This is a genomic window from Treponema succinifaciens DSM 2489 (assembly GCF_000195275.1).
In the GTDB taxonomy this organism is placed as follows: domain Bacteria; phylum Spirochaetota; class Spirochaetia; order Treponematales; family Treponemataceae; genus Treponema_D; species Treponema_D succinifaciens.
In genome coordinates this window covers 2691407-2717497 of sequence record NC_015385.1, presented here as the reverse complement: position 1 = coordinate 2717497, position 26091 = coordinate 2691407, and the positions used below count along the sequence as shown (strand labels likewise).

Sequence of the window (26091 nt, the reverse complement as noted above, 5' to 3'; positions counted from 1 at the left end):
GTTTCCTCCTTGTAAAGCTCCGTGCTATATAAATTATTCGGTCATCATTTTTATAAGACTGGCGCGGATTCCGTCGTAGTGGCTTTCCGTAAGTCCGAAGTCCATCTCCTTATAGGTCCACACCGCGTGTCCCACACCGAATTCCCTGAAAATTTTATGCACATCGGCGAACCAGGCTTCTGTTCCCTTGACGGGCGCGCGGTCAATCACTCCATATTCTCCGCAGTAGACGGGAACTCCGGCGTTTTCAGCAGCCGCGCAAGCCTCCCCAATCATCTGCCGCATAAGCTCGATTCCCGGAAGATTTCCGTCAGTGTCGGCGACATCTTTTCCCTTGTATCCGAGCGGAACGGATTCCTCGCGGAAATATGACAGCGAGGCAGGGTATTTTATCTCGCGGTCGGGGCTCATTCCCGGAACCCAGGGCGCTTTCTGATGCGTGAAAATCAGCGGCTCGTAAAAATGGAAGGTGAAAATAACGTTGCGGAATTCTGGCTTCCTTAAAAGGCGGAGAGTGCGCGCGCTGTTCCACTGGATTCCGCCGTAAATCACCGGAGTTTCAGGAGCATTCTTTCTGATTACGCTGAGTGTGCGGTCAATGAGGGTGTTCCAAGGCTCAGCTGCCTCCTGCTCCACAACCTCGTTCAGAAACTCAAACGCGACGTTCTTTTTTCCGCCGAATCTTGACGAGACTTCATTCCAAAGCGACACGAAAAGCTCCTGAAGATGCGGACTTGAAAAAAGCGGGTTTCCATTTTCCGTTCCCGCGTCGTTGAAGTCGTAGCCGCAAGCCTTGTGAAGGTCAAGGACCACATCAAGCCCGGAATCTTCCGCCCATCCGACAAATTTTTCCAGCCGCGAAAATCCTTCCTCAATGAAAGTTCCGTCCGGATTCTGGACAACCTCGCTGTCGAACGGAAGCCTTATGTGGTCAAAGCCCCAGCCGGCGGCACGGCGCACATCGTCCTCATTTATAAAACTGTCGTAATGCTCCTTTGTGTGGCGGCACTGCGAAAGCCATCCTCCGAAATTTATTCCCTTTGAAAGATTCATGTTTCCTCCGTTTTTAAGCCGAACTCTGAATTTGCAGAACTGGAATGAACTGGCTGCAACGCAAAAGCATGAGTTCTGCACAGACCAATCTTGCAAACGGCAGAATAATATCATTGAATTTCCGTCTGATATATCATAATATTTGTACATATATCATAATATTCTGATTTTTTTGCGGACGACGGAAGGAAAACACAAAAAATGAAAAAGAACATGAACGATGAGCTTGCGCGCATAAAGTCCGAGCCTGCGCTCTCACAGGAGCTTTTCAGACGGCGGGAATATTCAATCTATCACCTGGAATACGACAAGGAGCTTGCGTTCTATGATGCTGTGAAGAAGGGCGACTTTGACCTTGTGAAACGCCTGATGCTTCCACTGCGCAACGAAAAGCTCGGAAAACTCTCGGAAAATCCGCTGCGGAACCTCAAGTATCATCTTGTGATAACGGTCGCGATGATAACCCGGTTCTGCATTGAGGGAGGTCTTCCGCCTGAACCGGCATATACCTTGAGCGACATCTACATCCGACAGATAGACAGCGCCGGGGACGAGGACACAATCACCATGCTGCACCGCGAGGCTGTATTCGATTTCACCAGCCGCATGAAGGAGCTCAAGGAAGTTCATGGACTTTCGCGCAGAACGACAGCCGCAATCGACTACATCTACGACCACCTGAACGAGAAAATCCAGCTTTTCCGGATGGCAGAGACGCTCGGCGTGAACAAGACATATCTCTGCGCTCTTTTCAGAAGGGAAACCGGAATCACAGTCGGGCAATATGTAATGAAGAAAAAAATCGAGGCGGCGGAGAAAATGCTTCTCTACAGTGAAAATTCATCCGCACAGATAAGCGCGCTCTTCTCGTTCAGCTCGGCAAGCCACTTCATAGAAATATTCAAAAAAGAGACAGGACTCACTCCGTCCCACTACCGAAAAATCCGGCGCAGCGAAGCATTCACCACAATGGCAGAAAAATAGGAATCCGACTAAAAAAAAAGAGCTATTGACTATTTTGTGTAACATTGTTAAGTTATCTGTGTTACATTATAAAAGGCGGAAGAATTATGAGAAATGCGAATCCTGAGCTGGTTTCTTCCATAAAAAAGCGGACACTTGAGCTTTTAATGGAAAAAGAACTTGAGGAAATCGGAATGAGGGAAATTGCCAAAAAGTGCGGCGTTTCAGCCACGGCAATTTATCATTATTATAGGGACAAGGACTGCCTTTTTCAGGCGATTTCGCTGGACTGTCTGAACCAGATAAATTCGGTGATTGAAGCCGCCGCGGAAAAAGCCGCTTCTTCAAAGGAAAAGGTTCTTGCCGCAATCAGGGCGTTTCGCAACTGGAGCCTTAAAAATCCGCGGGTCGCCTCTCTTGTGATGGAAAAAATAAAATCCGCGGTGAATCTTCCGCCGGAAGAAACTGAAAAATTCTATGTCTGCAACCGCACCGGGGAAAAACTTCTTGAGCTTTGTATTGCAGAAGGAGCGGCGCGTTCTGAAAATCCCCGGCTGGATGTCGGTGTGCTTGTATTCGGACTTTGGGGCTGTCTTCAGTCCGTGATTTCGCGCAAGTCGGAAGTTGAATACTGGGAAAATTCCGAGCCGTTTACAGAACGTTTTATCAGTATGTGGGCGGAAAATATTTTTGTAAATTAAAAAACAGGAGAAACTATGATTTTAAAATCAATCATCAAGAAAATTTTTGTGGCGGCTTTTGCGCTTCTGGTTTTTCAGCAGGTTTGGGCGGAAGAGAATTCTGAAAATCGGACTGCAAAGGTTAGGGTGCTTGTAACTCCGGGCAGCGAATGGAAGGGAAAATTTCCGCCGCAGTTTGCGCTGTGGATTCAGGATTCGGACGGAAACTTCAGCCGGACAATTTTTGCCACAAAAAAAGCCTCGAAGAAAAAATGGATTTTCGCGCCCAAAGACGGCCGCCCGGAATCGCTTCCTGTGTGGTATCATTCCTGCGAAAATTTCTACGTTCCGGAATCAAAGAATGAGATGGATGCGGTAAGCTCGGCTACTCCAAAAGGCAGCTTTGATGTTTCTCGGAAAATTCAGCTTGAGGAAGGAAAAAAATATTTTGTTTTTGCGGAAGTGAACAAAAGCTTTGATTACAACGAATTCTATCCAAAAGACGCCGGGAAGAATTCCGCGGAATATTCCGGTGTGAACGGTCAGCCTTCCGCAGTTTACCGCGCTGAAATCAGCCTTGAAAATCATGAGGCTAAACTGGAGCTTATTGGAACAGGCTCGCTCGACGGAAAAAGCGGCTTGATTGAAGACAAGACGGAAACTCTTACAACCGCAAAAAATCTTATGGAAAAAATTGTCGTGAGCCTTGAAGTTTCCACAAAAACCTTGTAGAAATTCGGTAAAACACAGTTGACGTTTTTTGTCTTTTTATAGGAGTTTTTAAGTGAAAGAAAATAAAAAACATCTTCCTGTCATAGGAGTAGGTCCTGTTATCGTCGTGCCTCAAGTTGTTCTTTCTGCGGCAGGAATTTTCATCAGCACAAAAGAATTCCTTTCCTTTGCAAGGATTTCCGCATTTAGAATTCCGTTCACGGTTTTGGGAGTTGTTCTTATTATTCTGGGATTGTGTCTTTGGGTTTATGCGAATTTCAAGACGAAAATCGAAAGTCATATAAAGGAAAATACTCTTGCGACAGACGGCGTGTATTCGATTGTAAGAAATCCGATTTACAGCGCATTCTTTTTGGCCTGCACGGGAATTCTTCTGTTTCCTGCGAACCTTATTCTGCTTATCCTGCCTGTTCTGTTCTATTTTTACATGACGGTTATTATTAAAAACACAGAGGAAAAGTGGCTGAAAGCTCTCTAGGGAAACGAATACGCCGAATACTGCAGAAACGTCAACCGCTGCATTCCGGGTTTTCCTAAAAAGAAATGAAAATATTGATTCTAAACGCCTCTCCAAAACCTTTAGGAACAATTTCTCAAATGCTAAAATTTCTTGAAGACGAAATTCGCCGGAAAAATCCATCCGCTGAAATTGAAAATATCCGCGTATCTTCACTGAAATTTTCCGCCTGCACAGGCTGCATGAAGTGCCGCTCTTGTGGAAAATGCGTTTTTGCCGGAGATGACGCAGATGTTGCAGGAGAAAAAATTGCAAGCGCAGATTTTCTTGTTGTGGCTTCTCCGTGCTGGTGGGGCAACATGACCGGCAGCTTGAAGTCGCTTTTTGACCGCAACGTTTTCCGCTTGATGGGAGAATCAAAGCACGGAATTCCGCTTGCGCTCCTCAAAGGTAAAGAAGCCGCAATCGTAACAGCCTGCACAACTCCGTTTCCGTTTAATGTGATTTGCAGGCAGTCACCGGGCGTTTTTAGTTCAATCGGCGAAATCCTAAAATCAGCCGGAATAAAAATCACCGCAAAAATCTGCGCGTCCGGAACAAAGCAAAAACCGGGACTTACAATGAGCAGAAAACGCAAGATTGTGAAGGTTGCTAAAAAAATATAAAAAAAAGGTTTTTAATTGCCCGAATAAAGACAGATAAATTCATTTAAATTAACTCCTGAGATTCACTCTGTTTCCTTGTTAAAGTGAATTGACGGATTAAATTACAAAATTCCTCCTGGCAGCGCGAAAAAAATGCGTATCGATGTTGATTTTACAGATTGTTCTCCTGTGTTTTCAATAGATTTTTGGTTTAAGACTTTGAAAATAGGACATTGCTTTACAAAGAAAGGATATGCAAGGCGAATTGAGCGGTTGAAAAACTTGACGCAGAAAAAAGTCCGCAATATCGATTGTTTCTTCAAAAAATGGTACGCTCGCCATAGTCCCACTGTAACTGACTGGGACGGAAAATTAGTGGAAAAAAATTAAATATACAAGGAGCACATAAATGTCTGAAAATCTGCTTTCAAAAATTATTGCTGAACAGACCGAAATTCTTTTGAAGAATATAAATTCTGTTGTTCAGTCCGCAAATCTTGAGGCTGAATTTGACGGTTTGAATGCATCGCGCTTTATTTTCCATACACTGCATTCGCTCGACAAGTGGTTTGTGAACCCTGCGGAATACAAATATGATGAAAATTCTTCTGGCGGTGTCGCTGAAAATCTTAGTGTCATTTCAAGTTACCGTCAGGGTTTTGATGCCGCGCCGGGCGTTGTTATTTCTCGTGAAAATTTGGAAAAATATGCAGTGTCGGTTGCTCAAAAAATCCGAATCTATCTTGCAAAACTTTCGGATAAAATGCTTTCAGAAAAACTAGATGGTTGCGAATTCACACGGCTTGAGCTGATTCTTGGGCAGTTCCGCCATGTAATGTGTCATGTGGGAATTTCTTCCGCGATAAACGCCCAAAACAGAAACGGATGGCTCAAATATTTTGGTCTGGACTGAAATAAAAATTTCAGAATTCCCTGTAGTTTTCGGTCAAATCTTCTTCAAGCCACAGGGAAATTTCTTCCGTCACTTTTGAAAGTTTTTGCTCCTTTTGTTTTCCTGTTATTGAACATTCCCAGACAACAGCGACTCTGTAGCAGTTGTCAAGATAGGCTGAAATTACTTTTTTGTCGCGCGCAATGTTCCTTTCAATTTTATTTTTCCAGAATTCAACATTTGTTTTTGGCAGCCTGAAAAGCCGGCAGTTCCTGTGTCCGTGCCAGAAGCATCCGTGTATAAAAATAACTGCGTTGTAATGCGGAAGAAAAATGTCCGGCGTTCCCAAGTACCGCTTGTCGTTTTTTCTGAATCTGAATCCGGCTTTGTGGAGCGCGCTTCTTAAAAAGACTTCGGGCTTTGTGTCCTTGCTGTGGATTTTTGCCATGTTCAGGCTTCTTTGTTCTGTGCTCAATGTGTCCATTTCTGTATCTTAATTTTGCCAAGATAAAAATGCAACCGATTTAAGTAAAGTTTGCGCGAAGGAACGGTTCCTGTGGAAAAACACTCTGATTATTGCGACCGCATGAGCGGGCAATTCTATAGTCACTTTGCAACAGTCAGCGTGTAGCGCATTATTGCGCGATTTTGAACCACGAAACCGTGCCTGGGAGCCAGTTTTATGCTGAATACATTTATAATACGTTTGCCCTGATATGCCTGTCAGGGCAAACGCATGTAAAAATTTTTTGTTTAAATCTCTAAACTACTATTTAAAAAATGCACAAAATGGTAAAATTCCCCTTGGGTGGAATTATGCTTTTAAGAGAAAGTCTGGAAGAAATAGACGATTTTAGAGTAAAAAGGTGCAGGAAGTTTGAACTGGCTGATATTTTCCTGCTGGTTTTGTTCGGGCTGCTAAGCGGCATCAAGGACATTGAGCACATAGCTGAATGGGCGGAGGAAGCGGAAGAGTCCATCAAGGGGCTGGTGAAGTTTGAGTTCGGTCCGCCAAGTGCCGACACAATTCTCCGGGTTTTCAGAAATGTGAACGCAGATAAAATCGAGAAAGTTTTTATAAAGTGGGCTCATGGAATTTACGAAAAAGTAAAAATTGAACCGGACAGAACAATTGTTGCCATCGACGGAAAGACGATGTGCGGCTCAAACAAGGTCACGGGAGCAAAGGGAATTCACATTGTAAGTGCATGGGCAGATGAACTGTCCCTCATTCTTGGGCAGGTAAAGACAGATGAAAAGTCAAATGAAATCACTGCAATTCCTGAGCTTCTGGAACTGATTGATATAAGGGGAATGATAATCACAATCGATGCAATGGGCTGCCAGAAAAAAATCTGCGAGAAAATTAAGGAAAAAAAAGCAGACTATGTTCTTTCTTTGAAAGGAAATCAAAGCACGACACACGAAGCCGTAAAAGACTTTTTCTCTATGGATGAAAAGGAGCTTGCAAAATACGGAGTTATAAAAAGCGAAAAGGAATGTAATCCTGACCATGGACGAATTGAAAACAGGCAGTATTACCTGTGCACGAACCTGTCGTGGCTGGAGAATAAAGATGAGTGGCCGGGACTTAAGGCTGTTGCCATGGCACGGGAAGAACGGACTGTAAATGGAAAAACTTCCACAGACATCAGGTTTTTTCTAACTTCACTTGATAACATTGAACTTGTGAAAAAATCAATTCGACTACACTGGGGAATTGAAAACCGCCTTCACTGGTGTCTTGATATGACTTTCAATGAGGACTACAAAAGGCACCGAAAGGATCATAGTCCGGAAAACATGACAGTTATGCGCCGGCTTGCATTAAATATCTTACGCCAAGCAGAAAAACCGGAGAATAAAAAACAGGACAGTTTAAGCAAGCGCACGATCTGGTTTCGGGAAAACCGCCAGTTCCGCCAAACGGTTTTAAGGCTCCTTTAAAATTTCACACTTTCTGTAATTTTATCAGAAAGTGTTTTTACATGCGTTTGCCCTGATTCAACCTGTATGTTTTCTTGTGCAATTGAACATAAAATGTTAAAATGTCATTTATGAATACTTTTGTTGCTCTTTGCGCAGTTGGCGCGGAAAAAATCCTTGGAAATGAAATAAAACATTTGGGCTATGCTCTTGCAGGAAATGCTCCTGGCCGTGTTTCGTTTTTAGGCGACAATGATGCTTTGTACCGCTCAAATTTTTGTCTTAGGACGAGCGACAGAGTTTATCTTCAGATGGCTCGTTACAAAGCAGACAATTTTGATTCCCTTTTTGAAGGTTGCTATAGAATCGACTGGCAGGATTTTTTTAGAAAAGATGTTCGTGTTGTTGTAGATAAAGTCCGTGTTTACAAAAGCCGGATTAACAGCGAGCATACGATTCAGGGAATGATTCAAAAGGCAATTTATACAAAGCTTGGAGATATTTGGCGCATGAATTCTTTGCCGGAATCTGGAAATCAAGCGGATGTGCGTGTTTACATGGAGCGGGACGAAGCTGTGATTTTGCTTGATACAAGCGGGCAGGCTTTGCATAAGCGCGGCTACAGAACTGAAGGCGGCGCAGCTCCGTTGCGGGAAACAACTGCTGCGGTTCTTTTGCAGGAAATGATGTGGCGCAGAAAAACTCCTTTGCATGATCCTTTTTGCGGAAGCGGAACGATTGCAATAGAAGCTACTCTTTATGCCCACAATGTTGCTCCTGGGCTTGGAAGAAATTTTGCCTATGAAAATCTTTCTATATATGATTCTTCCCGCGCTCTTGAAATAAAAAAAGAAGAAGCCTCAAAAATCCGCACAGATGTTGAATGCCACATTGCCGGAAGCGACATAGATCCGTTTGCAATCGACCGTGCAAAACTGAATGCTGAACATGCTTGCACAATGGCAGGAAGAGCCTTGCAGCTGATTGGAAGCGATATGCGCATTGAGCGTCCTGAATTTTTTGTAAGCGACTTTGAAAATTTGCATTCAGAATTTGAAAACGGACTTATACTTTGCAATCCTCCTTACGGCGAACGCTTGGGCGATGAATTTCAGGCTGAAAGTCTTTACAGAAAAATGGGCAGCTTGATTTCAAATTTTGAAAACTGGCATATTGGTGTTATTACAAGCCAAAAGTCTTTTGAGAATTGTTTTGGGAAAAAAGCTTCTGCGGTAAAGTCTTTAAAAGCTGGAAATCTGGACACTTCTTTTTATATTTACAGGTAAAATATGGCGATTGTTGTTGAGCACGAAAAGCGCAAAAGGGAAATTCTTGAAAAGTCATTTCAGCTTTTTATAGAAGATGGATACGAAGATGTTACTTATCAGAAAATCGCAGACAAATGCGGAATTACTCGTACAACTCTTTATATCTATTTTAAAAACAAGCGTGAAATTTTTTTGTGGAGCATAAAGCAGCTTACAAACGATGTTGAGCAGGAGCTTATTGGAATTATAAAAAACAACCAGATTGATTCAATAGAATGCCTTAAGCGGATTTTTTTGTGCATAATCGATATTGCGGAAAGCAACCGGGCATTTTTCCGTGTTTTAAAAATGTATCTTATGCAGCTCGAAAAAAGCGGCGTGGATATAAACGACCGTGTAACAAGGCGCGTTATCCGGATTCAGCATTTGATGAATATGGTTTTAATCCGCGGACAAAAAAAAGATGAAATAAAAAATCTTCCGATAAAAGAAATTAACAGCTTGCTTTACTGCCTTTTGGAAACTTCAATTTTCCGCCTTGGAATTCTTAATCAGGAAAATCTTGATGAAATGCGCGGAACGGTTCAGTTTGTAATAGAGCAGTTCAGGACGGAGAAAAAATAAAATGAATTTTACAGGTTTGATTCCAGCATTTTTAATTTGCACAATTCCTGTTTTGGCGGCATTGGCTTGCATGGTTGTTCTTATAAAAGAATTCAAGCTTGGCTTTGGATTTGTTGCTGTTTTCTGCGGACTTTTTGCCGTTGTTCCGATTTATGCAATTCAGTTTTTCATGGAAACTTCCGGGTTGATTAATTTGCATTCTCTTTTTTCTGTTTTGATTAAAAGCATTCTTGTGAATGGCGTTGTTGAGGAAACTATAAAAATGGCGGTGTTTTTTATTTTTCCTTCAAAGAAAATGTCAATGAAAGTTTTTTTTGCCTGCGCCGTTTTGAGCGGACTTTCGCTTGGCTGCTTTGAAACTTTAATTTACATTGCTTCTGGAATAAAAAATCTTGAGCTTAGGCTTTTGACTGCGGTTGTTATTCATTCTTGCTGCGCAGGACTTTCGGGGCTTTTTGTTTTTAACTTAAAGAATGGAAGCCTTAAAATTTATCCGTTTGTTCTGGCGGTTTTTCTGCACGGAATTTACAATTATTTTGCTGGATTTAAAATGGACAGCATGTTCTTTTGGTTTTCGCTTGTTGTAGTTTTGGTTGCTGTTGTGGAATGCCGGATTCGTTACAGGGCAATGAATCCGGAAGGGCTGATTCTTTTTCGGTAGAATTAAGAGCAGTCTTTGCAAATTCCCCAGATGTTGGTTTGAATTTTTTCCGCTTTGAATCCGTCTTGCAAAAACTGTGGCGGAAGTTCGACTGGCTTAAAAATGTCGTAGATTTTTCCACATTTTATACATTTAAAGTGCAGATGATTTGAAGTGTCCGCATCATATCTAAGTTCGCCGTCTTCAATTGTAATTGTCTGCACGAGTCCGCATTCAGAAAATTGCCTAAGAGTGTTGTAAACTGTTGTTCGAGATAATGTTGGCATTTGCGGAGAAAGTGCTGTGTAAATTGTGTCAACGGTCGGATGCACTGGATTTTCCGCAAGAAAGTTGTAAATTGCCATTCTTTGAACTGACGGCCGGATATTTTTTTCTTCTAGTTTTGCTGCGATTTGTTCGTGGTTCATTTTTTTCTCTTGAAACTTTTTGGAATTTAAAAAACACCATGCAATGAAAATGTTTTCAAAGCACAGTGTTTTTTATTTTATTTGCTGAAATAACGCTGCATTATTCCCTTGAATCCTGCTCCGTGGCGCGCTTCATCTTTTGCCATTTCATGCACTGTGTCGTGAATTGCGTCGTAGCCAAGTTCCTTTGCGCGTTTTGCAAGTTGAAGTTTTCCTTCGCAAGCTCCTGCTTCTGCATCGGCTCTCATCTGGACATTTTTCTTTGTTGAATCAGTAAGAACTTCCCCAAGAAGCTCGGCGAATTTTGCTGCGTGCTCGGCTTCTTCAAAAGCATAGCGTTTGTATGCCTCTGCAATTTCCGGATAGCCTTCGCGGTCTGCCTGGCGGGACATTGCAAGATACATGCCGACTTCTGAGCATTCACCGGCGAAATTTTCACGGAGTCCTTTTACAACTTCTTCGTCCAAGCCTTTTGCAGAACCAACTTGATGCTCGCAGGCAAATCCTTTCGTTTCAACCATTTCATTGAAAGCATTTTTTGCATGGCAAACTGGACACTCTTCCGGCGCATTGTCTCCTGTGTGAACATATCCGCATACTTTGCAAACCCATTTTTTCATAATAACCTCCTAAGTTCCTTACACTTGATTATTTGTAAATTTGTATTTATTACAATAATAATATTATTATAATAAATTTGTTTTGTCAACAAAAATTTGACAAATTTAATTTCCGATCTTAAAATAAAAATGTCGGAAAACTCTTGTTGTTTTTCATAGATAGACTCTCCTCAAAAAGCCGGTTTGTCGTTGGCAGGCTGGTTTTTTATTTTATGTGCTTTGCAAGGGCAAACTCATTATAAATGATTTAAGTAAAGTTTGCGCGAAGGAACGGTTCGTGAGGGCAAAAACACTCTGATTGTTGCGGCCGCATGAGCGGGCAATTCTATAGTTACTTTGCAACAATCAGCGTGTAGCGCATTATTGTGCGATTTTGAACCAGGAAACCGTGTCTGGGAGCCAGTTTTATGTTGAATACTTTATAATGCGTTTGCTCTGTGTGCTTTGCCGTAAAATATTGTAAGCCTTGCTGATTCATTATATAATGCAGTGATATGCCTGAAAGCGAAAATCCTTTGATTGTTCAGTCTGACAGAACGCTTTTGCTTGATGTCCATGCGCCTCTTGCCGAAGAATGCAGGGCTGCCTTGATTCCTTTTGCGGAACTTGTGCGCTCTCCTGAACATTTGCATACATATCAAATTTCATCTCTTTCATTGTGGAACGCTGAAAGCTCAGGATTTACAGGCGAACAGGCGGTTGAGGTTTTAAAAAAATTTTCACGTTATGAAATTCCGCAGAGCGTTGTTGTTTGGATTGAAGAAACTTCCGGGCGTTTTGGAAAACTCAGGCTGGTTCAGGGGCCTTCCGTGGAAAATTCAGACGGAATAAAAGAAGAATATCTTTATCTTGTTTCAAATTCTCCGTATGTTTTTAAGCAGATTGAAGCTAATGCTTTTGCCAGAAAATTTCTTGTTCCGTGCGAATGTGCAGAAGAATTTTCAGCAGGACTTTCAGAAAAAGAAAAAACGTTTTGCTTTAAACTTTTGCTTACTGACCGCGGAATTATTAAGCAGAATCTATTAAAGATTGGCTGGCCTGTAAAAGATGATGTTCCTCTTCAGGACGGATTTCCTCTTGAAATAAATCTGCGGAAAACAACTTTTAGCGGACGGTCTTTTGAAGTGCGTGAATATCAGAAAGCTGCTGCAAATGCGCTTGTTGGAAACAAAGGTCCGGGAACTGGATTCGGCACGATTGTTCTTCCTTGCGGCGCGGGCAAAACGATTGTCGGCATGGAAATAATGAGCCTTTTAAAGACAAATACGCTTATTGTAACTACAAATATTACAGCTGTTCATCAGTGGATAGACGAGCTTATTGATAAAACTGATTTGGATGCAAGCCAGATTGCGGAATATACTGGAGAAAATAAAACTATAAAACCAGTAACGGTTGCCACTTATCAGATTCTTACTTGGCGTCCTGACAAAAACGGCCCGTATCCGCATTTTTCACTTTTCAGGCAGAACAACTGGGGGCTTGTTATTTACGACGAAGTCCACATGATTCCGGCTCCTGTTTTTAGAGTTGCGGCAGAACTTCAGGCTGTGCGGCGTGTCGGTCTGACTGCGACTCTTGTGCGTGAAGATGGTTGCGAGGGCAATGTTTTTTCTTTGGTTGGTCCAAAAAGATATGATGTTCCTTGGAAAGAGCTTGAAAAAGCAAAGTGGATTGCAAAGGCTGAATGTATTGAAGTTCGCCTTGGACTTCCTGAAAATAAAGAAATTGAATATGCAGTTGCGGCCAACAGAGAAAAGCACAGAATTGCAAGTGAAAATCCTTTGAAGAATAAAATTGTTCAGGAGCTTGTTGAAAAATTCAAGGATGACAAAATTCTTATAATCGGGCAGTTTTTAACTCATCTTGAAATTATTGCCAAGCTTTTGAATGTTCCGATTATTACCGGCAAAACAAAAAACTCCGAACGTGATATAATTTATGACGATTTTCGAAGCGGAAAAATACGTGTGCTTGTTGTCAGCAAGGTTGCGAATTTTGCAATCGATTTGCCGGACGCGAGCGTGGCAATTCAAGTGAGCGGAACTTTCGGTTCAAGGCAGGAAGAAGCTCAGCGGCTTGGAAGAATTCTTCGTCCAAAAGAAAGAACTTCAAGATTTTTTACTTTGATTACGCGCGGAACAGTTGAAGAAGATTTTGGAAGCAACCGACAAAAATTTTTAGCAGAGCAAGGATATTCCTATAGAATTGTCCGCTACGAAAATGAAAAAAGTTTTGATGACCTTGAAGTTCCGATTCAAATCGAAGGATGTGGCCAATGAATTTAGATGCAAAAGTTCAAAAGATAATTCAATGGCGTGAAAGTTTTTGCACTTTGCCGGACAAATTTTTTTTCGAGTTGGTACGTATTTATCTTGGAGAAGTAAAGACTCCTTACAACAAGCAAAAGCTGGCGGAAGAAATAGGAGCTTTTCTGCGCAAAAAAGAAACCAGGGATTCAATTGTAAAATTTCTTGACGGCACTGATATAAAAATTCTTACAGCGATAAAATTTTTAAACGAGCCTGACATTGAAAAACTTGAAAAATTTTTTTCATCTTCAATTCAGCAGGGAGATTTTTACAGCGCAGTTGCAAGCCTTGAAGAACGTCTTTTGATTTTTTCTGTCCATGTAAAAAATGAAAAGAATTTAATAAAAATAAATCCGTATCTTGAAGATGATTTGAGCGGCTTGTTGAATTTGCAAAATTTGATAAGTCCAGAAAACGAAAAAAAATTTCCTGAGCGCCGACTAAAAATTTCTTCTGATCTTCTTGCGGTTTTTATCTGCTATATTTCAAGCCATCCTGATATTTGCAAAAACAACGGGGAACTTAAAAAGAAAGCGTCTTCTGACTTGGCTGAAATTTTTCAGGAGAATTTCAACAAGGAATTTTTTGAAACACTTTTTAAAGCTCTCAAAAATCTTCATCTTGTCCAGGAAGATTCTGAAGGCAAAGGATTTTTTGTTGACTGGCAGAGGCTTGAGCTTTTCTCGAATTTGACTTTTGGGAATCAGGTTGCTTATATTTGCGCTGCTTGCACAGGTTCCTTTTCCCGAAGCATGATTTTGTCTAGCGCGGAAATTTTTTTCAAGACACTTTCATTTTTAAAGCAGGAAGTTTACACAAGGCAGAAAATTATTCAGATTGTTTTTTTGCTGAAAGATAAAAATTCCCGCTATTCAGAAAATTCTTTCAGCCGTTTTTCAAGAATTGTTGCGTTTGGTTCTTCCGCGGAAAATTCTTCTGTTGATTCAAAGTTTTTGGATGCGATGCTTGACTGCGCGATTGAGCTTGGAATTGTCGATTCTCTTTCTGAGGGCGAAAATGAATTCATCCGTGTGAATCAAATTTTTGAAGAAAATAAATCGCAAGGCTCTTTGAGCATTGATGCAGGTTTTTCAGTTATAGTTTTGCCGGGATTTTTGCTTTCGGATCTTGTTCCGCTTATAAAATTTCTTTGTCCAAAAAAATGTGATACTGCTGCTGTTTTTGAAATTACGCGCCAGTCTGTTTTAAAAGCTTTTGATTTTGATATGACGAAAGATCAGATTTCCTCAATTTTGAAAAAATATTCGCATTATGAAATTCCGCAGAATCTTTTGGTTTCGCTTGATGAATGGGCGGATTCTTATAATTCAGCCGCGCTTTACAAAGGCTATGTTTTAAAAATTTGTCCTGAAAATTCTATTGTAATTGAAAAGAAACTTTCATCGTATATCATTGAAATTTTGTCGCCGGGAATTTTTCTGATGAATTTTTCATCCGATGAACAGGCAAAAAATTGCGTTGAGCGCCTTGGACTTGATTTTGTTGGAAATGTAAAATCCACGAAAAAAACTGCGCCTGCTTTGGGATTTCCAGAAATTGATTTTGATTCTAAAATTCTGGCTTGCTCTTCCGAAATTTTGCCTATAGAAAATTCTATGATTTCTGGTTCAAAAAAAGAAGTTTCTAAAATTCTTGAGGATTTGAAAAATCAGCTTGAAAATATTTCAGCTTCTGCAGAGCAAAAAGAAGGACTTGAGGAGCGGATAAAACGGCGCGTGGTTTTGTCTTCGGCTCAGCTTAGGCCTGAAAGCGTTAAGTTTGAGCTTACCGAGGCAAGCGGAATGAATTTCACCGGAAAGCTCAGGGTTTTGGAAAGCGCAGTTCAAAATGAAGATTTGGTTGAGATTGAAATGTCTACGACAAAAGAAATTTTAATAGGCGTTCCAAGGGCTGTTGTAAAAAATCAGATTCTTTTTTTAGTTTGCAAAAATCCTGAAACAAATTCAGTTGAAGAATACGAAATTTCAATTGCCTTGATTTCAAAAGTAAAAAAAATCAGAAGCTCGGCTTCATTTTTAAATTTAGTTGCAAAGGAGTCTTGAAATGGAATCGCCAAAAATTTGTCTTACGCTGACAGGAAAAACTCTTGCAGAAGACTTGGAGCTTCTTAACAAATATAGAAGTTATGTTGACATGGCGGAGCTGCGTGTTGATTTTTTGAATCAGGATGAGCGGCTTTATGCAAGACGGTTTCCTTCAATGGCTGGTTTGCCGTGCATTTTGACAATCAGGCGTGAAATAGACGGTGGAAAATTTGTAGAAGGAGAATCTGCCCGCACAATTCTTTTTGCCCGCGCGCTTTCTTTTGCCGATGAAGATAAAACTAAAAATTTTGCCTATGTTGATTTTGAGGAAGATTTTCATATTTCAAGTCTTGAAGATGCGACTCTTGCCTTTGAAACAAAAGTAATCCGAAGTTTCCATGACATGAAAAATCCGGTAAGAAATATTTTGGAGCGTCTTAAGGAACTGAATCCTTCTGGACTTGAAATTCCAAAAATTGCATTTATGCCGCACAGTCTTGACGATGTTACAAATCTTTTTGAGCAGGCTTCTAAAATTTCTGGAAACAACCATATTATGCTTGCGATGGGAACAATGGGAATTCCAACTAGAGTTCTTGGCGCAAAGCTGAAAAATTTTTTGACATATACTTCCGCGCCGGAATCCATTCAAAATACTTCAAATATTGCCCATTTGGATGCTGTAAAACTTGGCGGACTTTACAGAACAAAATCTATAAATGAATCAACTAAAATTTTTGGAATTACCGGCTGGCCGCTTTCTGGAACTTCAAGTCCTGAGCTTCATAATACAGGATATTGCCGCCATGGAATGAATGCCGTTTATATTCCTTTTCCAGCTGAAAAATTTGAGCAGGCAATTGATTTTTCTGAGCAAGTCGGAGTGCAGGGACTTTCTGTAACTGTTCCGCATAAGGAAGCTGCTCTTGCAAGGGCTGATTTTGTGGACAATGCCGCGCTTGAAATAGGCTCAAGCAATACATTGATAAAAAAAGACGGAAAATGGCTTGCGTACAATACTGATGCGGAAGGATTTTTAAAAGCTTTGCTTGAATTTTTGAATTTAAAAAATCTAAAGCATAAAAAAATTTCTATAATTGGAGCTGGCGGAGCTGCAAAAGCAATTGCGTATGCAGTTTATAATTCCGGCGGAAAAGCCTGCATTTTTAACCGCACTTTGTCAAAGGCAAAAGAACTTGCTGAAAAATACGATTTTAAATATGCTCCGTTGAATTTTGAATCAGTTTCCACGATTAGAAAATATTCAGACGTGATTATTCAGACCACATCAAAAGGAATGCATTGCGAAGAACCTTCTAATCCAGAAAATGATCCGCTTTATTTTTATGACTTTACAGGAAAGGAAGCTTTGTTCGACATAATTTATATGCCGAAAGCTACTCCGATAATGGTGCGCGCAAGAGAGGCTGGCTGCAAAATCTGCAATGGATTCAGTATGCTTCTTTATCAGGGATATAGGCAATTTGAATTATATACAGGAGTTGAATACTGATGGGTATTTCTAAAGACGGACAAAAAATTTTAGCCGCGACAACAGCAATTGATTCTTTAATCAAAGAAGGAAAAATTTTCAGCGGAATGAAAATCGGACTTGGAACTGGCTCTACTGCAATGCCGGCTGTAAAAAGACTTGCGCAGAGAATTGAAGACGGAACTTTAAAAGATATAAAAGCCGTTGCAACAAGTTTTCAGACTACATTGGCCTGCGAGGAACTTGGAATTCCAGTTTACACATTGAATGACAGAGCAATAAATGGAACTCTTGACCTTGCAATTGACGGCGCGGACGAAATTGATCCAGATAACAATCTTATAAAAGGCGGCGGCGCGGCATTGCTCCGTGAAAAAATCATTGCATATAATTCATCAAACTTTGCAATTGTTGCGGATTCTTCAAAAGATGTAAAAAGCCTTGGAACTGGTTTTGCTCTTCCTGTTGAAATTATAGCAGAAGCCCGTGTTCCCGTAATTAAAGCTTTGGAAAAACTTGGCGCGGAATGTGTGCTGCGTGAAGGTGTAAAAAAAGCCGGTCCTGTAATTACAGACAACGGAAATCTAATCTTGGACTGCAAATGGAAGTCTCCGGTTAATCCGCATGAAATGGAAGAAAAAATCGATGGAATAATCGGTGTTGTTGAATGCGGATTTTTTACAAAGATAAAGCCAGAAGTTTTTATTGCAAAATCTGACGGAACTGTTGAGCGCCGCTAGTTTACTCTGCAACTTGAATTTAGAGGCGACTTCAATTTATAATTGTGTATTATGGAAAAATTAAAAATTTTATTGGCAAAAGGAAGAATTTACGAATCTGTATATGAGCTTTTAAGTGATGTTGGAATTTCTTTAAAGCTTCCAGACAGGACATATTTTCCTATAACAAATCAAAAAGATCTTGCGTTTCAAGTTGTAAAACCTCAGATTGCGAGTGTTCTTCTTGCGGCAAATAAAGCGGATATTGCTTTTTCTGGGAAAGACTGGGTTTTTGAAAATGGCGTTGAAGATTCGCTTGTTGAAATAATGGATTTGGGATTTGATCCAGTCCGTGTCGTTGCCGCGATTCCAGAAGATTTTGACTATGAAGAGCTTGCAAAGAAAAATGTTACAATTGCAACTGAATACCAGAATCTAAGTAAAAAATGGGTTGAAGCAAAAAAAATCAACGGAACAATTTTCCGTACTTGGGGAACAAGCGAAGGATTTGTTCAGAACACAGAAGATTCAATTGCGCAGATTCTTATTGATAATACAAGCACAGGCTCTTCTTTAAAGGCGAACCGTTTAAAAATTGTGGACACTCTCATGGAAAGTTCTACAAGAATGTATGCGTCAAAAGAAGCGATGGCTGACCCGGAAAAAAAACAAAAAATTCTTGAACTTAAAATGCTTTTTTCTGCGGTTCTTGATGCGCGCGACCGTGTCATGCTTGAGATGAATGTTTCCAAGGAAAAATTTGACACGCTTGTAAAGGCAATTCCGTCTATGAGAAGCCCGACCGTAAGCCCTCTTTTTGGTGATTCGGGATATGCTGTAAAAACTGCTGTTAAAAAAAGTGAAGTTCCAGTTCTTCTTCCAAAGCTCAAAGAATTTGGAGCTACAGACATTTTGGAATATGAACTTAGAAAAGTCATGTCATAAGGAATTTTTCAAATGGAAAGAACTGCAAGCATAAAACGCATAACTGGTGAAACACAAATAGAGCTTTCTTTAAATCTTGACGGAACTGGAAAATGCTCTGTAAAAAATCCAATAGGCTTTTTTGGCCACATGCTGAATTCTTTTTGCAAGCATGGACTTTTTGATTTGAGCGGAGAATTAAAAGGCGATTTGGAAGTTGACCAGCATCATCTTGTAGAAGACGCAGGAATTGTTCTTGGACAATGCTTTGCTTCTGCTTTGGGAAACTGCGCTGGAATTTATAGAAGTGGATTTTCAATTTATCCGATGGATGAAAGTCTTTTGCAGGCTGCTGTTGATTTTGGCGGACGTCCGTTTTGTGTTGTAAATGCGGCTCTTTCCAATATTCCGCTTGTTTCAATTGGACAGGACGGAAAATCTTCTTCGTTTCAAACTGATTGCTTTGATGATTTTTGGCAGGGATTTGTAAACGGCGCAAAATGCAATTTGCATCTTGATACAATCCGCGGAAGAAGCGATCATCATAAAATCGAAGGACTTTTTAAAGCCGCAGCCAGGGCAATTCGTCAGGCAGTAGAAATTGATCCAAGACGCAACGGAGAAATTCCAAGCACAAAAGGACTGATTTAGAATTTTATTTTTATAGAAGGTAAAAAAATGGACAGCACAGAAGAAATTTTAAATTTGCTGCGTGACAATGCGCGTATTTCTGTAGAAGATATTTCCGCGATGACAAAGAAATCAGTTGAAGAAGTCAAGTCGATTATCCAGCAGCTTGAAAATGACGGCGTTATTATGAAGTATGCCGCAATTATAAATCCTGAAAAAGATTCCAAGGCAAAAGAAAAAGTCTGTGCGGAAATAGAAATTCAAGTTACGCCAGAACGCGAGCATGGATTTGACGGAATCGCCGACAGAATTTACAGGTTTCCGCAAGTAAAATCCCTTTATCTTATGAGCGGCGGCTATGATTTAAAAGTAATAATTGAAGGTGAAACTTTGCAGGAAGTGGCGCTTTTTGTTGCAAGAAAACTTTCTACGCTTCAAGGTGTGCGCTCCACAAAAACCCATTTTATTTTAAAGACTTACAAAGAAAATGACATTGTTTATATAGAAGAAAATTCCGACAGCCGGGAAGGAGCAATGGCTTAAATGAATACAAGAGAAGACAAATTCAGTTCATCAATGGTGCAGACTCCTCCAAGCGGAATTCGAAAATTTTTTGAAATGTTGATTGGACACGATGATGTGATTTCGCTTTCTGTTGGAGAGCCTGATTTTCCGACTCCATGGTGTATTCGCGAGGAAGCTTTTTATCATCTTGAAAAGGGACATACAAGCTACACTTCAAACTGGGGCTTGCTTGAGCTGCGTGAAGAAATTTCAAAATATATGCAGAAATACAATATGCATTATAATCCGCAGAAGGAAATTCTTATAACAGTTGGAGCAAGCGAAGGCGTTGATGCTTCTTTGCGTGCTATTCTTAATCCTGGAGATGAAATTATTGTCTGCCAGCCTTGCTACGTAAATTATGTTCCTTTGGCGCGTCTTTGTGAAGTCAATGTTGTTCCAATTGATACAAGCGTGAATGGATTTTATCCGACAGCAGAGCAAATTGAAAAAGCAGTTACTCCAAAAACAAAAGCAGTTATGATTTGTTCCCCGAACAATCCGACTGGAACTATGATTCCAAAAGATGAACTTGAAAAAATTGCGGAAATTGTAAAAAAACATCAGCTTTGGGTTATAAGCGATGAAATTTACTGCGAGCTTGCTTATGACGGCTCAGAACACGTTTCAATCGGCTCTTTCCCTGAAATGAAAGACTACACGATTATTCTTAACGGATTTTCAAAATCTTTTGCAATGACAGGCTGGCGAATCGGATATATTGCGGCTCCTGCGGAACTTCTTGCTCAGATTGTAAAGCTCCACGGATACAATACAATTTGCGCCCCGATTTTCAGTCAGTATGCGGCTACGGAAGGTTTACGCAACGGCTGGTCTGAAGTTGAAAAAATGCGTGTAAGCTATCAGCAGCGAAGAAATTTGATGTACAAGGCGTTTTGTGATATGGGACTTTCTGTTCCTGAGCCTTCCGGAGCTTTTTATATGTTCCCGGACATTTCGTCAACAGGACTTTCAAGTGAAGAATTTGCTACAAAGCTTTTTCAAAAGCATAATGTCGCTGTTGTTCCGGGAAGCGTTTTTGGCGCAGGAGGAGAAGGGCACATAAGATGCTGCTATGCAACCGCTATTGATAAAATTAAAGTTGCTTTGGATAGAATTGCAGATTTTGTTCAGGAATGCCGAAAAAATTAAATTTTGGTAACCGCAAGAAATTCCGATAAATAATAAATGGAGGAATTCTTGACTTCATAAAAGTTTTTGAAATTCCCTCAAATAATTTCATTTTGTTAAGGAAGGTTTTATAATATGTCATATCTTATTGCTGGCGTTATAATGATTGCTCTTGTCGCCGTTCTTACTTTGTTCATGGGAAAAAATGGCGGCGGCAGCACCAAAGATAAAAAAACTAGCAATAGAAACAAAGCCCAGATTATAAAAGAAGCAAACAAAAAACTTGCGAAAAATCCGCATGATCCGGCGGGTCTTATTCCGCTTGGCGATGTTTATTTTTCGAGCCAGATTTGGGACAAGGCATATTTGATTTACAATGACCTTTCAAAGCTTGATTCAAAGTCTGGTTTTGTTAATTTAGGCGAATGTTTTTTGCGGCTTGGAATCAGCGCGCTTCAACTTGGAAAAAATCCAGAAGCAGTTCAGGCTTTGGTGAGCGCATACAAAATAAATTCAGTCAGCTTTGAAAATAATTTTTACCTTGGCAAGGCAATGTTCAACCAAAAGCTTTATGAAAAATCCGTGCCTTTGTTTAAAAAAGCGATTCTTGCCAAACCTGAATCTACCGGCGTTTATTTTTTGCTTGCACAAAGTCTTTATTTTGCCAAGAAATACCGAGAATGTCTTTCTTTCTTTAAAAAAGCTTTAGATGAGGATCCTTCAAATAAAGAAGCGCTTTTCAATATGTCGGATGCGATGTTTCAGGAAGGACGCGGCGACCGTGCTATAAAAATTTTTATGCATCTTAGAGCTGATCCTGTTTACGGCGCAAGGTCTTGTCTTAGAGCCGGAATTTTTCATACAAAAATAAATGACTTGAATTCCGCAATTCAGGATTATGAAATCGGACTTAAGCATGAAAACGAGCCTTCTGATATAAGGGTTGAAATTGAATACAACCTTGCCCGCTGTTATTTTGAAAAGAATCAGATTGCAAAAGGTCTTGCGCTTTTAAAGGCAATCCGAAATTCTGTTCAGAATTACAAGGATGTAAATTCGCTTATAAACCGTTACCAGGAGCTAAGCCAGAACAACAACCTGCAGATTTATATTTCCGCAAATAGCAACGATTTTGTAACGCTTTGCCGTAAATTTATTTTGACTAAATATAAAAATTCAAACGTAAAAATTCAAAATATAGAAAACGACTCGCTTTATACTGATATTCTAACTGAAATTTTTGCGGCAACTTGGCAAGATGTTGTATTGTTCAGATTTTTCAGGACAACAGGTTCTGTCGGCGAAATTTACATCAGGGAATTCCATGAGCACATGAGCGATGTAAATGCTGAGCGCGGATTTTGTGTTTCCGCAGGAATTTTTTCAGAGGAAAGCAAAAAATATATTGAAGGCCGCCCAATCGATTTAATAGAAAAAACAGAACTTACAAAAATATTAAAGCAGATTTCAATTTAAATATGTCTGTATTTTGAGTTTTTGAAAAATTAACTGATTAGCTGTCATTACTGTGCTTGGCACGGCAATCTGCTGTAGATTTTCATTAATTATCCAGTCAAGCTGGATAATGACATTAAATTATAAAACTTGATATTCAATCTAAATAAAAAATGGACTGCCCAAGAATTTATCAAAACTTCTTGAACAGTCCGCTTTGTCTGTAAAACTTAATTTTAGAATGCGGCTACGACTTCACCGTCTTTGAATTTTTCAGAAATGTAATTCTTGATTTTGTCACTCTGCAATGCCTTTACAAGTGCTTTTACACGAGGATCATTCTGGTTTCCGTCTTTTACAGCGATAATGTTAACATAAGGTGAATCTTTTCCTTCTACAAAAAGTCCGTCTTTTGTTGCTGAAAGTCCTGCCGGGATTGCATAGTTTCCGTTGATAACAGCCGCATCAACATCGTTCAAAGTGCGTGGAATTGAAGCTGCGTCAAGCTCCTTGAATTTCAGCTTAAGCGGATTCTTTGCTATGTCGAGTGTTGTCGCTGTTATTCCTGCATCTTTTTTAAGTTCAATAAGTCCTGCTGCCTGAAGAAGCAAAAGCGCGCGTCCGCCGTTTGTAGGATCGTTTGGAATTGCAATTGTCGCCTTTTTCTTCAAATCAGAAAGCTTTGAAACTTTTTTTGAATAAAGGGCGATTGGCTCGATGTGGATTCCGCCTGCATTTACAAGGTGATAGCCTTTTTCCTTGTTTGTGGATTCCATGTAAGGAATGTGCTGGTCAAAGTTTGCATCAAGCTCGCCGCTTTCAAGGGCATCGTTGAGAATAACATAATCTGTCATTTCAATAACCTGAATGTCAACACCCTGAGCCTTTAAATCATCTTTTACAAGATTGAGCATTTCTGCATGGGGAACAGGAGTTGCTCCAACTTTTAGTTTTGCCTGTGCAGACAAAAGAGCGGCTGCAAAAACTGCCGCAGCCAATGTTAATATTTTTTTCATTTTCTTCCTCCAAAAATATTTAAGATAAGCTAAAAATATCTTTTCTTGCCCTAACTGTCAATTATTATATTTTTATACTTGGCTATAGATTTTGTTTATAACATTTATTGCTTTGCAATACTGAGACAGTCATGTTATAATTAAGATGAAATTTTTTTTATAAAATGCATTTAAATAAAGTTGGAGAACAACATGGCTTTTGATGATGATATTGATCCAAGTATTGCCGCTTTGCTTGCTGACACTCAAGATGAAATTCCAGAAGTGGAATTAAATGTGCCTAAAAAAGACGGAATTTCTTCTTTTGGCGGACCGCAGAATAAAGACTTTGAAAATTTTGTATCTGAAAAAGCGTCAGGCAAGCCCAAAATGAACGGCTGTGTTCCTGAAGTTGATTTAAATATAAAATCATTTGCTCCAATTGAAAAATATTTTGAAGATACTCCAAGCAAATGCTACGATGATCCTTCGTATTATAAAAAATGCCTTACAGGAGAAGGCGCAAGTTCCCAGAGGCTTCATTCGCTTTTGGTAAAATATCTTAATTGCCAGGATAAAAAAGACCGCACAGTTTACCGCCAGCAGATAATCACGGCTTATTGGGAATTTTTAAGAAGTCTTGCGCCAAAAATGGCAAGTTCTTCCATTGAAGACTGCAAGCGAATGGCTATGCGGTTCGGTATTTTGCTTCCGTCCTTGGCAACTCCAGAACAAAAAAATATGTTTGCCCGTGCAATAGACAAGAACAATACTTATGAGCCGATTCTTTATATGGATGAATGGATTCGTTCTGTTGCGCTTGGACACATGAAGCCTAGTACGACTGATGAAGTTCCAACAAGAGGAGTTGCAAAAGGACCTGCTGCGGAACAACAGCATATCATGGCTTTAAAAAGCAAGAACAGCGGAAAAATACAGACCTCAGAAAGCCTTTTAAACGCAAAGGAAGCTGAAAGGGCTAGCTTGGAAAATTCTGTTGAAGGCAAAATCCGTGATATTTTTCAGCATGATTCATTGCCCGGACTTGAGCCGCATAAAAATCCTTACACAGATTTGCAAAGAAAACTTTTTTCTGATGTTATAAATGATTTTCGTCAGCTTCAAAAAATAGACAAGGAGCTTTCAAAGCATCTTGAGGATTTCAAGGAAGCAAAACAGACTGAGCAGAGCCTCAATGACAAGTCAACTAACTTTGTGGAAGAAGTTAACGTTGGAAAAGAAGAAATTCTTGGCGAAATGAACACAATCCGCCAGATGGCAAAAATGACTTGCGGCCGTCAGGGAAATCAGTATCCGATTTTTACAAGGGAATTTTTCCACTGCACAGAAAAAGGAACTGGATTCCGCGAAAATGTAATCCGCGAGCTTTCTTGGATAGAATCGATTGACCCGCAGTGCTTTTGCCGTATACATAAAAATATTCCTCATAGAATTGTTCCTTATGTTTTGCTTGTTCCAACTTATGGCGATGTTGGATTTTGCTGGGAGCCATTTGACCGTTACAACAGACTTTCTAGCCGCGGACGTATTGCGATTCCGATGTATCCGCGTGATTTAAAGATTGCGTGTCTTACTGCGGTTGCTGATTTAAGATGGCAGGTTGCAAAAGAGAAAGCTTCATTTGACTGGATGAGCGATGGACTTACTGGACATTATTATCAGTATCTTGAAGAGCACAAAATGAAGGGCGACATAAAGCAGTTCTTTATAGAAGACTATATTCTTTGGATGACAAAAGAATCCATGGGAACACAGAAGCTTGAAAAAGAAGTCCGTGGAATTTTCTGGCGTTATATTCCTTTCCCGCAGGAAACAAAAGATGACTTAAAGAAACGTAGCCTTGTTTATCAGGAACTTTATCAGCGTGATATAAACAGAAGCATGAGTGATGGATATTGATGAAAAATTAATCTGGAACAGAAAGAATTTGCCAGAACTCTTTGTCTTCCTGACCAATTCTCCAGAATCCAGCATTTGGAATGTTTTTTTCAGAAAGCATAAGACATCTTGCGGCTAAAGATTCTTTGTCGTCAAACCAGCCTTTTACTGTAATTTCTGTTTTGAATTCAAAATGCGGAATTCCTTCAGTTCTTTGAACTTCTTCTAATGCAGAATTTTCGCCAAGGATTCTGTTGATTCCGCTGTTATACCATGCTTTGGAAAAATTTGGTTCTGTCCAGCTTCTTCCGTAGAAAGGCAAGCCCATTATTATTTTTTCAACTGGAATTGTATTCAATGCATGGTCTGCAATTTTTTTGCACCAGTCCATTCCAGAAACCGGACCGGGTGCGCTTGTTGCCCAGTGCTGATCGTAAGCCATTATAAAAATTCTGTCTGCGCAAGATGAAAGCTCTTTGTAATCGTAGACATCATCTTGAACTGTCTTTGTTCTTGCAGGAACGCAAACAGAAAGCATTTTGTCTTTGCCGATTGCTTTTTTCAGTTTTTTAAGAAAAATTTTGAAATTTTCAGCATCTCGTTTTGGAACAAGCTCAAAGTCAATTTGAAGTCCGTCGAAGTCTTTTGTTGCTTCTGCCAGAGTTTTAATAATTTTTTTTGAAACTTTGTATTTCGGGTCGATTACAAAATGGCTTAGAGAGCGGCTTTCGCAAATTGCAACAATATGAACTCTCCCGTTGAATTCAGGTGGAACAGTTTCACGATTTGGAATTGAAGGAATTTCGCCGTACTCATTTATTTCCGCGCTAAAATAGCAAAGATCCGTTATTGGCAAATCCGCAGAAAACTCGTTTTCATATCCTGTGAGAACGTAGCTCCAGGTTTCGTTGAATTTGATTTTATTCTGAGAAAATGCGCAGGCGGAAAGAACTGTTAATGCAATAAATGTTATAACTTTCTTCATTTTATTCCTCTTT

At 40.0% G+C, this 26091-nt stretch carries 27 protein-coding genes; 21 read left to right on the top strand and 6 right to left on the bottom strand.

All coding sequences use genetic code 11. From position 1 onward, the window contains the following. Nucleotides 1-33: 33 nt before the first annotated feature. Nucleotides 34-1053, bottom strand: coding sequence for a glycoside hydrolase family 5 protein (locus TRESU_RS13025; protein ID WP_013702661.1), 1020 nt, complete (start codon nucleotides 1051-1053; stop codon nucleotides 34-36). A gap of 201 nt (nucleotides 1054-1254) precedes the next feature. Between TRESU_RS13025 and TRESU_RS13020 the strand changes: the two genes are divergently transcribed. From TRESU_RS13020 to TRESU_RS12990, 7 genes are all read left to right on the top strand, one after another. Next, nucleotides 1255-2037: a helix-turn-helix domain-containing protein gene (locus tag TRESU_RS13020; RefSeq protein WP_013702660.1), complete on the top strand. Its 783-nt coding sequence runs from the start codon at nucleotides 1255-1257 to the stop codon at nucleotides 2035-2037. Nucleotides 2038-2123: 86 nt separating this feature from the next. After that, entirely contained in the window at nucleotides 2124-2717 is a 594-nt protein-coding gene (locus TRESU_RS13015) for a TetR/AcrR family transcriptional regulator (protein WP_013702659.1), read from the top strand. A gap of 15 nt (nucleotides 2718-2732) precedes the next feature. After that, nucleotides 2733-3428 (top strand): hypothetical protein, encoded by a 696-nt coding sequence (locus tag TRESU_RS13010; RefSeq protein WP_013702658.1) that lies wholly within the window; start codon nucleotides 2733-2735, stop codon nucleotides 3426-3428. A gap of 52 nt (nucleotides 3429-3480) precedes the next feature. Then, on the top strand, nucleotides 3481-3906 hold the full coding sequence (locus TRESU_RS13005; RefSeq protein ID WP_013702657.1) for a methyltransferase family protein: 426 nt from the start codon (nucleotides 3481-3483) through the stop codon (nucleotides 3904-3906). Nucleotides 3907-3971: 65 nt separating this feature from the next. Further along, complete coding sequence (locus TRESU_RS13000) at nucleotides 3972-4550, top strand: flavodoxin family protein (RefSeq protein ID WP_013702656.1); 579 nt, start codon at nucleotides 3972-3974, stop codon at nucleotides 4548-4550. A gap of 132 nt (nucleotides 4551-4682) precedes the next feature. Continuing rightward, a complete protein-coding gene (locus TRESU_RS12995; protein WP_041612089.1) occupies nucleotides 4683-4919 on the top strand; it encodes a hypothetical protein in 237 nt (78 codons plus the stop codon). 19 nt (nucleotides 4920-4938) lie between these two features. Next, on the top strand, nucleotides 4939-5442 hold the full coding sequence (locus TRESU_RS12990) for a hypothetical protein (protein WP_013702655.1): 504 nt from the start codon (nucleotides 4939-4941) through the stop codon (nucleotides 5440-5442). A 10-nt stretch (nucleotides 5443-5452) separates the two neighbouring features. Here the strand turns inward: TRESU_RS12990 and TRESU_RS12985 are convergent, their stop codons facing one another. Next, complete coding sequence (locus TRESU_RS12985) at nucleotides 5453-5905, bottom strand: very short patch repair endonuclease (RefSeq protein WP_013702654.1); 453 nt, start codon at nucleotides 5903-5905, stop codon at nucleotides 5453-5455. A gap of 305 nt (nucleotides 5906-6210) precedes the next feature. On the opposite strand from TRESU_RS12985, the gene TRESU_RS12980 reads away from it, so the two are divergent. The 4 genes from TRESU_RS12980 to TRESU_RS12965 all read left to right on the top strand — a co-directional run bounded on the left by TRESU_RS12980 (nucleotide 6211) and on the right by TRESU_RS12965 (nucleotide 9900). Next, complete coding sequence (locus TRESU_RS12980) at nucleotides 6211-7368, top strand: ISAs1 family transposase (protein WP_245535656.1); 1158 nt, start codon at nucleotides 6211-6213, stop codon at nucleotides 7366-7368. 110 nt (nucleotides 7369-7478) lie between these two features. Continuing rightward, nucleotides 7479-8633, top strand: coding sequence for a THUMP domain-containing class I SAM-dependent RNA methyltransferase (locus tag TRESU_RS12975; RefSeq protein ID WP_013702653.1), 1155 nt, complete (start codon nucleotides 7479-7481; stop codon nucleotides 8631-8633). A 3-nt stretch (nucleotides 8634-8636) separates the two neighbouring features. Beyond that, complete coding sequence (locus tag TRESU_RS12970) at nucleotides 8637-9239, top strand: TetR/AcrR family transcriptional regulator (RefSeq protein ID WP_013702652.1); 603 nt, start codon at nucleotides 8637-8639, stop codon at nucleotides 9237-9239. Between the two features lies 1 nt (nucleotide 9240). Next, nucleotides 9241-9900, top strand: a complete 660-nt coding sequence (locus tag TRESU_RS12965) for a PrsW family glutamic-type intramembrane protease (RefSeq protein ID WP_013702651.1) — start codon at nucleotides 9241-9243, stop codon at nucleotides 9898-9900. 2 nt (nucleotides 9901-9902) lie between these two features. Here the strand turns inward: TRESU_RS12965 and TRESU_RS12960 are convergent, their stop codons facing one another. Both TRESU_RS12960 and TRESU_RS12955 read right to left on the bottom strand, forming a co-directional pair. Then, nucleotides 9903-10307, bottom strand: a complete 405-nt coding sequence (locus tag TRESU_RS12960; RefSeq protein ID WP_013702650.1) for a Fur family transcriptional regulator — start codon at nucleotides 10305-10307, stop codon at nucleotides 9903-9905. Nucleotides 10308-10384: 77 nt separating this feature from the next. Next, complete coding sequence (locus TRESU_RS12955; RefSeq protein WP_013702649.1) at nucleotides 10385-10927, bottom strand: ferritin family protein; 543 nt, start codon at nucleotides 10925-10927, stop codon at nucleotides 10385-10387. Between the two features lie 494 nt (nucleotides 10928-11421). Here TRESU_RS12955 and TRESU_RS12950 point away from each other — a divergent pair, with 494 nt between their 5' ends. From TRESU_RS12950 to TRESU_RS12910, 9 genes are all read left to right on the top strand, one after another. Continuing rightward, complete coding sequence (locus TRESU_RS12950) at nucleotides 11422-13209, top strand: DNA repair helicase XPB (RefSeq protein WP_013702648.1); 1788 nt, start codon at nucleotides 11422-11424, stop codon at nucleotides 13207-13209. Beyond that, the gene (locus tag TRESU_RS12945; RefSeq protein WP_013702647.1) at nucleotides 13206-15302 is read left to right on the top strand and encodes a helicase-associated domain-containing protein; all 2097 of its coding nucleotides are present in this window, start codon (nucleotides 13206-13208) and stop codon (nucleotides 15300-15302) included. The genes TRESU_RS12950 and TRESU_RS12945 overlap by 4 nt, the downstream gene beginning before the upstream one ends. Nucleotide 15303: 1 nt before the next feature. Beyond that, nucleotides 15304-16797 carry a type I 3-dehydroquinate dehydratase gene (locus TRESU_RS12940; RefSeq protein ID WP_013702646.1) on the top strand — a complete coding sequence of 498 codons (1494 nt, stop codon included), beginning with the start codon at nucleotides 15304-15306 and terminating at the stop codon, nucleotides 16795-16797. Further along, a complete protein-coding gene (rpiA, locus tag TRESU_RS12935) occupies nucleotides 16797-17516 on the top strand; it encodes a ribose-5-phosphate isomerase RpiA (RefSeq protein ID WP_013702645.1) in 720 nt (239 codons plus the stop codon). The genes TRESU_RS12940 and rpiA overlap by 1 nt, the downstream gene beginning before the upstream one ends. Before the next feature lie 51 nt (nucleotides 17517-17567). Continuing rightward, nucleotides 17568-18440, top strand: coding sequence for an ATP phosphoribosyltransferase (hisG, locus tag TRESU_RS12930; protein ID WP_013702644.1), 873 nt, complete (start codon nucleotides 17568-17570; stop codon nucleotides 18438-18440). A gap of 12 nt (nucleotides 18441-18452) precedes the next feature. Next, complete coding sequence (locus tag TRESU_RS12925; RefSeq protein WP_013702643.1) at nucleotides 18453-19070, top strand: imidazoleglycerol-phosphate dehydratase; 618 nt, start codon at nucleotides 18453-18455, stop codon at nucleotides 19068-19070. Between the two features lie 27 nt (nucleotides 19071-19097). After that, nucleotides 19098-19592: an Lrp/AsnC family transcriptional regulator gene (locus tag TRESU_RS12920; protein ID WP_013702642.1), complete on the top strand. Its 495-nt coding sequence runs from the start codon at nucleotides 19098-19100 to the stop codon at nucleotides 19590-19592. After that, on the top strand, nucleotides 19593-20765 hold the full coding sequence (locus tag TRESU_RS12915) for a pyridoxal phosphate-dependent aminotransferase (RefSeq protein ID WP_013702641.1): 1173 nt from the start codon (nucleotides 19593-19595) through the stop codon (nucleotides 20763-20765). A gap of 114 nt (nucleotides 20766-20879) precedes the next feature. Further along, nucleotides 20880-22220: a tetratricopeptide repeat protein gene (locus TRESU_RS12910; protein WP_013702640.1), complete on the top strand. Its 1341-nt coding sequence runs from the start codon at nucleotides 20880-20882 to the stop codon at nucleotides 22218-22220. Nucleotides 22221-22435: 215 nt separating this feature from the next. On the opposite strand, the gene TRESU_RS12905 is transcribed toward TRESU_RS12910, so the two are convergent. Continuing rightward, nucleotides 22436-23215 carry a MetQ/NlpA family ABC transporter substrate-binding protein gene (locus tag TRESU_RS12905; RefSeq protein ID WP_013702639.1) on the bottom strand — a complete coding sequence of 260 codons (780 nt, stop codon included), beginning with the start codon at nucleotides 23213-23215 and terminating at the stop codon, nucleotides 22436-22438. A gap of 192 nt (nucleotides 23216-23407) precedes the next feature. Between TRESU_RS12905 and TRESU_RS12900 the strand changes: the two genes are divergently transcribed. Then, nucleotides 23408-25114 carry a hypothetical protein gene (locus TRESU_RS12900; protein WP_013702638.1) on the top strand — a complete coding sequence of 569 codons (1707 nt, stop codon included), beginning with the start codon at nucleotides 23408-23410 and terminating at the stop codon, nucleotides 25112-25114. Between the two features lie 7 nt (nucleotides 25115-25121). Here the strand turns inward: TRESU_RS12900 and TRESU_RS12895 are convergent, their stop codons facing one another. Then, entirely contained in the window at nucleotides 25122-26078 is a 957-nt protein-coding gene (locus TRESU_RS12895) for a glycosyl hydrolase family 18 protein (RefSeq protein WP_013702637.1), read from the bottom strand. Nucleotides 26079-26091 lie beyond the last annotated feature (13 nt).

Excerpts from the sequence above, each read along its gene's own strand:
- TRESU_RS13025 (WP_013702661.1), bottom strand. The coding sequence starts at position 1,053 with ATGAATCTTTCAAAGGGAATAAATTTCGGAGGATGGCTTTCGCAGTGC.
- TRESU_RS13020 (WP_013702660.1), top strand. The coding sequence starts at position 1,255 with ATGAAAAAGAACATGAACGATGAGCTTGCGCGCATAAAGTCCGAGCCT.
- TRESU_RS13015 (WP_013702659.1), top strand. The coding sequence starts at position 2,124 with ATGAGAAATGCGAATCCTGAGCTGGTTTCTTCCATAAAAAAGCGGACA.
- TRESU_RS13010 (WP_013702658.1), top strand. The coding sequence starts at position 2,733 with ATGATTTTAAAATCAATCATCAAGAAAATTTTTGTGGCGGCTTTTGCG.
- TRESU_RS13000 (WP_013702656.1), top strand. The coding sequence starts at position 3,972 with ATGAAAATATTGATTCTAAACGCCTCTCCAAAACCTTTAGGAACAATT.
- TRESU_RS12995 (WP_041612089.1), top strand. The coding sequence starts at position 4,683 with ATGCGTATCGATGTTGATTTTACAGATTGTTCTCCTGTGTTTTCAATA.
- TRESU_RS12990 (WP_013702655.1), top strand. The coding sequence starts at position 4,939 with ATGTCTGAAAATCTGCTTTCAAAAATTATTGCTGAACAGACCGAAATT.
- TRESU_RS12985 (WP_013702654.1), bottom strand. The coding sequence starts at position 5,905 with ATGGACACATTGAGCACAGAACAAAGAAGCCTGAACATGGCAAAAATC.
- TRESU_RS12980 (WP_245535656.1), top strand. The coding sequence starts at position 6,211 with ATGGTAAAATTCCCCTTGGGTGGAATTATGCTTTTAAGAGAAAGTCTG.
- TRESU_RS12975 (WP_013702653.1), top strand. The coding sequence starts at position 7,479 with ATGAATACTTTTGTTGCTCTTTGCGCAGTTGGCGCGGAAAAAATCCTT.
- TRESU_RS12970 (WP_013702652.1), top strand. The coding sequence starts at position 8,637 with ATGGCGATTGTTGTTGAGCACGAAAAGCGCAAAAGGGAAATTCTTGAA.
- TRESU_RS12965 (WP_013702651.1), top strand. The coding sequence starts at position 9,241 with ATGAATTTTACAGGTTTGATTCCAGCATTTTTAATTTGCACAATTCCT.
- TRESU_RS12960 (WP_013702650.1), bottom strand. The coding sequence starts at position 10,307 with ATGAACCACGAACAAATCGCAGCAAAACTAGAAGAAAAAAATATCCGG.
- TRESU_RS12955 (WP_013702649.1), bottom strand. The coding sequence starts at position 10,927 with ATGAAAAAATGGGTTTGCAAAGTATGCGGATATGTTCACACAGGAGAC.
- TRESU_RS12950 (WP_013702648.1), top strand. The coding sequence starts at position 11,422 with ATGCCTGAAAGCGAAAATCCTTTGATTGTTCAGTCTGACAGAACGCTT.
- TRESU_RS12945 (WP_013702647.1), top strand. The coding sequence starts at position 13,206 with ATGAATTTAGATGCAAAAGTTCAAAAGATAATTCAATGGCGTGAAAGT.
- TRESU_RS12940 (WP_013702646.1), top strand. The coding sequence starts at position 15,304 with ATGGAATCGCCAAAAATTTGTCTTACGCTGACAGGAAAAACTCTTGCA.
- rpiA (WP_013702645.1), top strand. The coding sequence starts at position 16,797 with ATGGGTATTTCTAAAGACGGACAAAAAATTTTAGCCGCGACAACAGCA.
- hisG (WP_013702644.1), top strand. The coding sequence starts at position 17,568 with ATGGAAAAATTAAAAATTTTATTGGCAAAAGGAAGAATTTACGAATCT.
- TRESU_RS12925 (WP_013702643.1), top strand. The coding sequence starts at position 18,453 with ATGGAAAGAACTGCAAGCATAAAACGCATAACTGGTGAAACACAAATA.
- TRESU_RS12920 (WP_013702642.1), top strand. The coding sequence starts at position 19,098 with ATGGACAGCACAGAAGAAATTTTAAATTTGCTGCGTGACAATGCGCGT.
- TRESU_RS12915 (WP_013702641.1), top strand. The coding sequence starts at position 19,593 with ATGAATACAAGAGAAGACAAATTCAGTTCATCAATGGTGCAGACTCCT.
- TRESU_RS12910 (WP_013702640.1), top strand. The coding sequence starts at position 20,880 with ATGTCATATCTTATTGCTGGCGTTATAATGATTGCTCTTGTCGCCGTT.
- TRESU_RS12905 (WP_013702639.1), bottom strand. The coding sequence starts at position 23,215 with ATGAAAAAAATATTAACATTGGCTGCGGCAGTTTTTGCAGCCGCTCTT.
- TRESU_RS12900 (WP_013702638.1), top strand. The coding sequence starts at position 23,408 with ATGGCTTTTGATGATGATATTGATCCAAGTATTGCCGCTTTGCTTGCT.
- TRESU_RS12895 (WP_013702637.1), bottom strand. The coding sequence starts at position 26,078 with ATGAAGAAAGTTATAACATTTATTGCATTAACAGTTCTTTCCGCCTGC.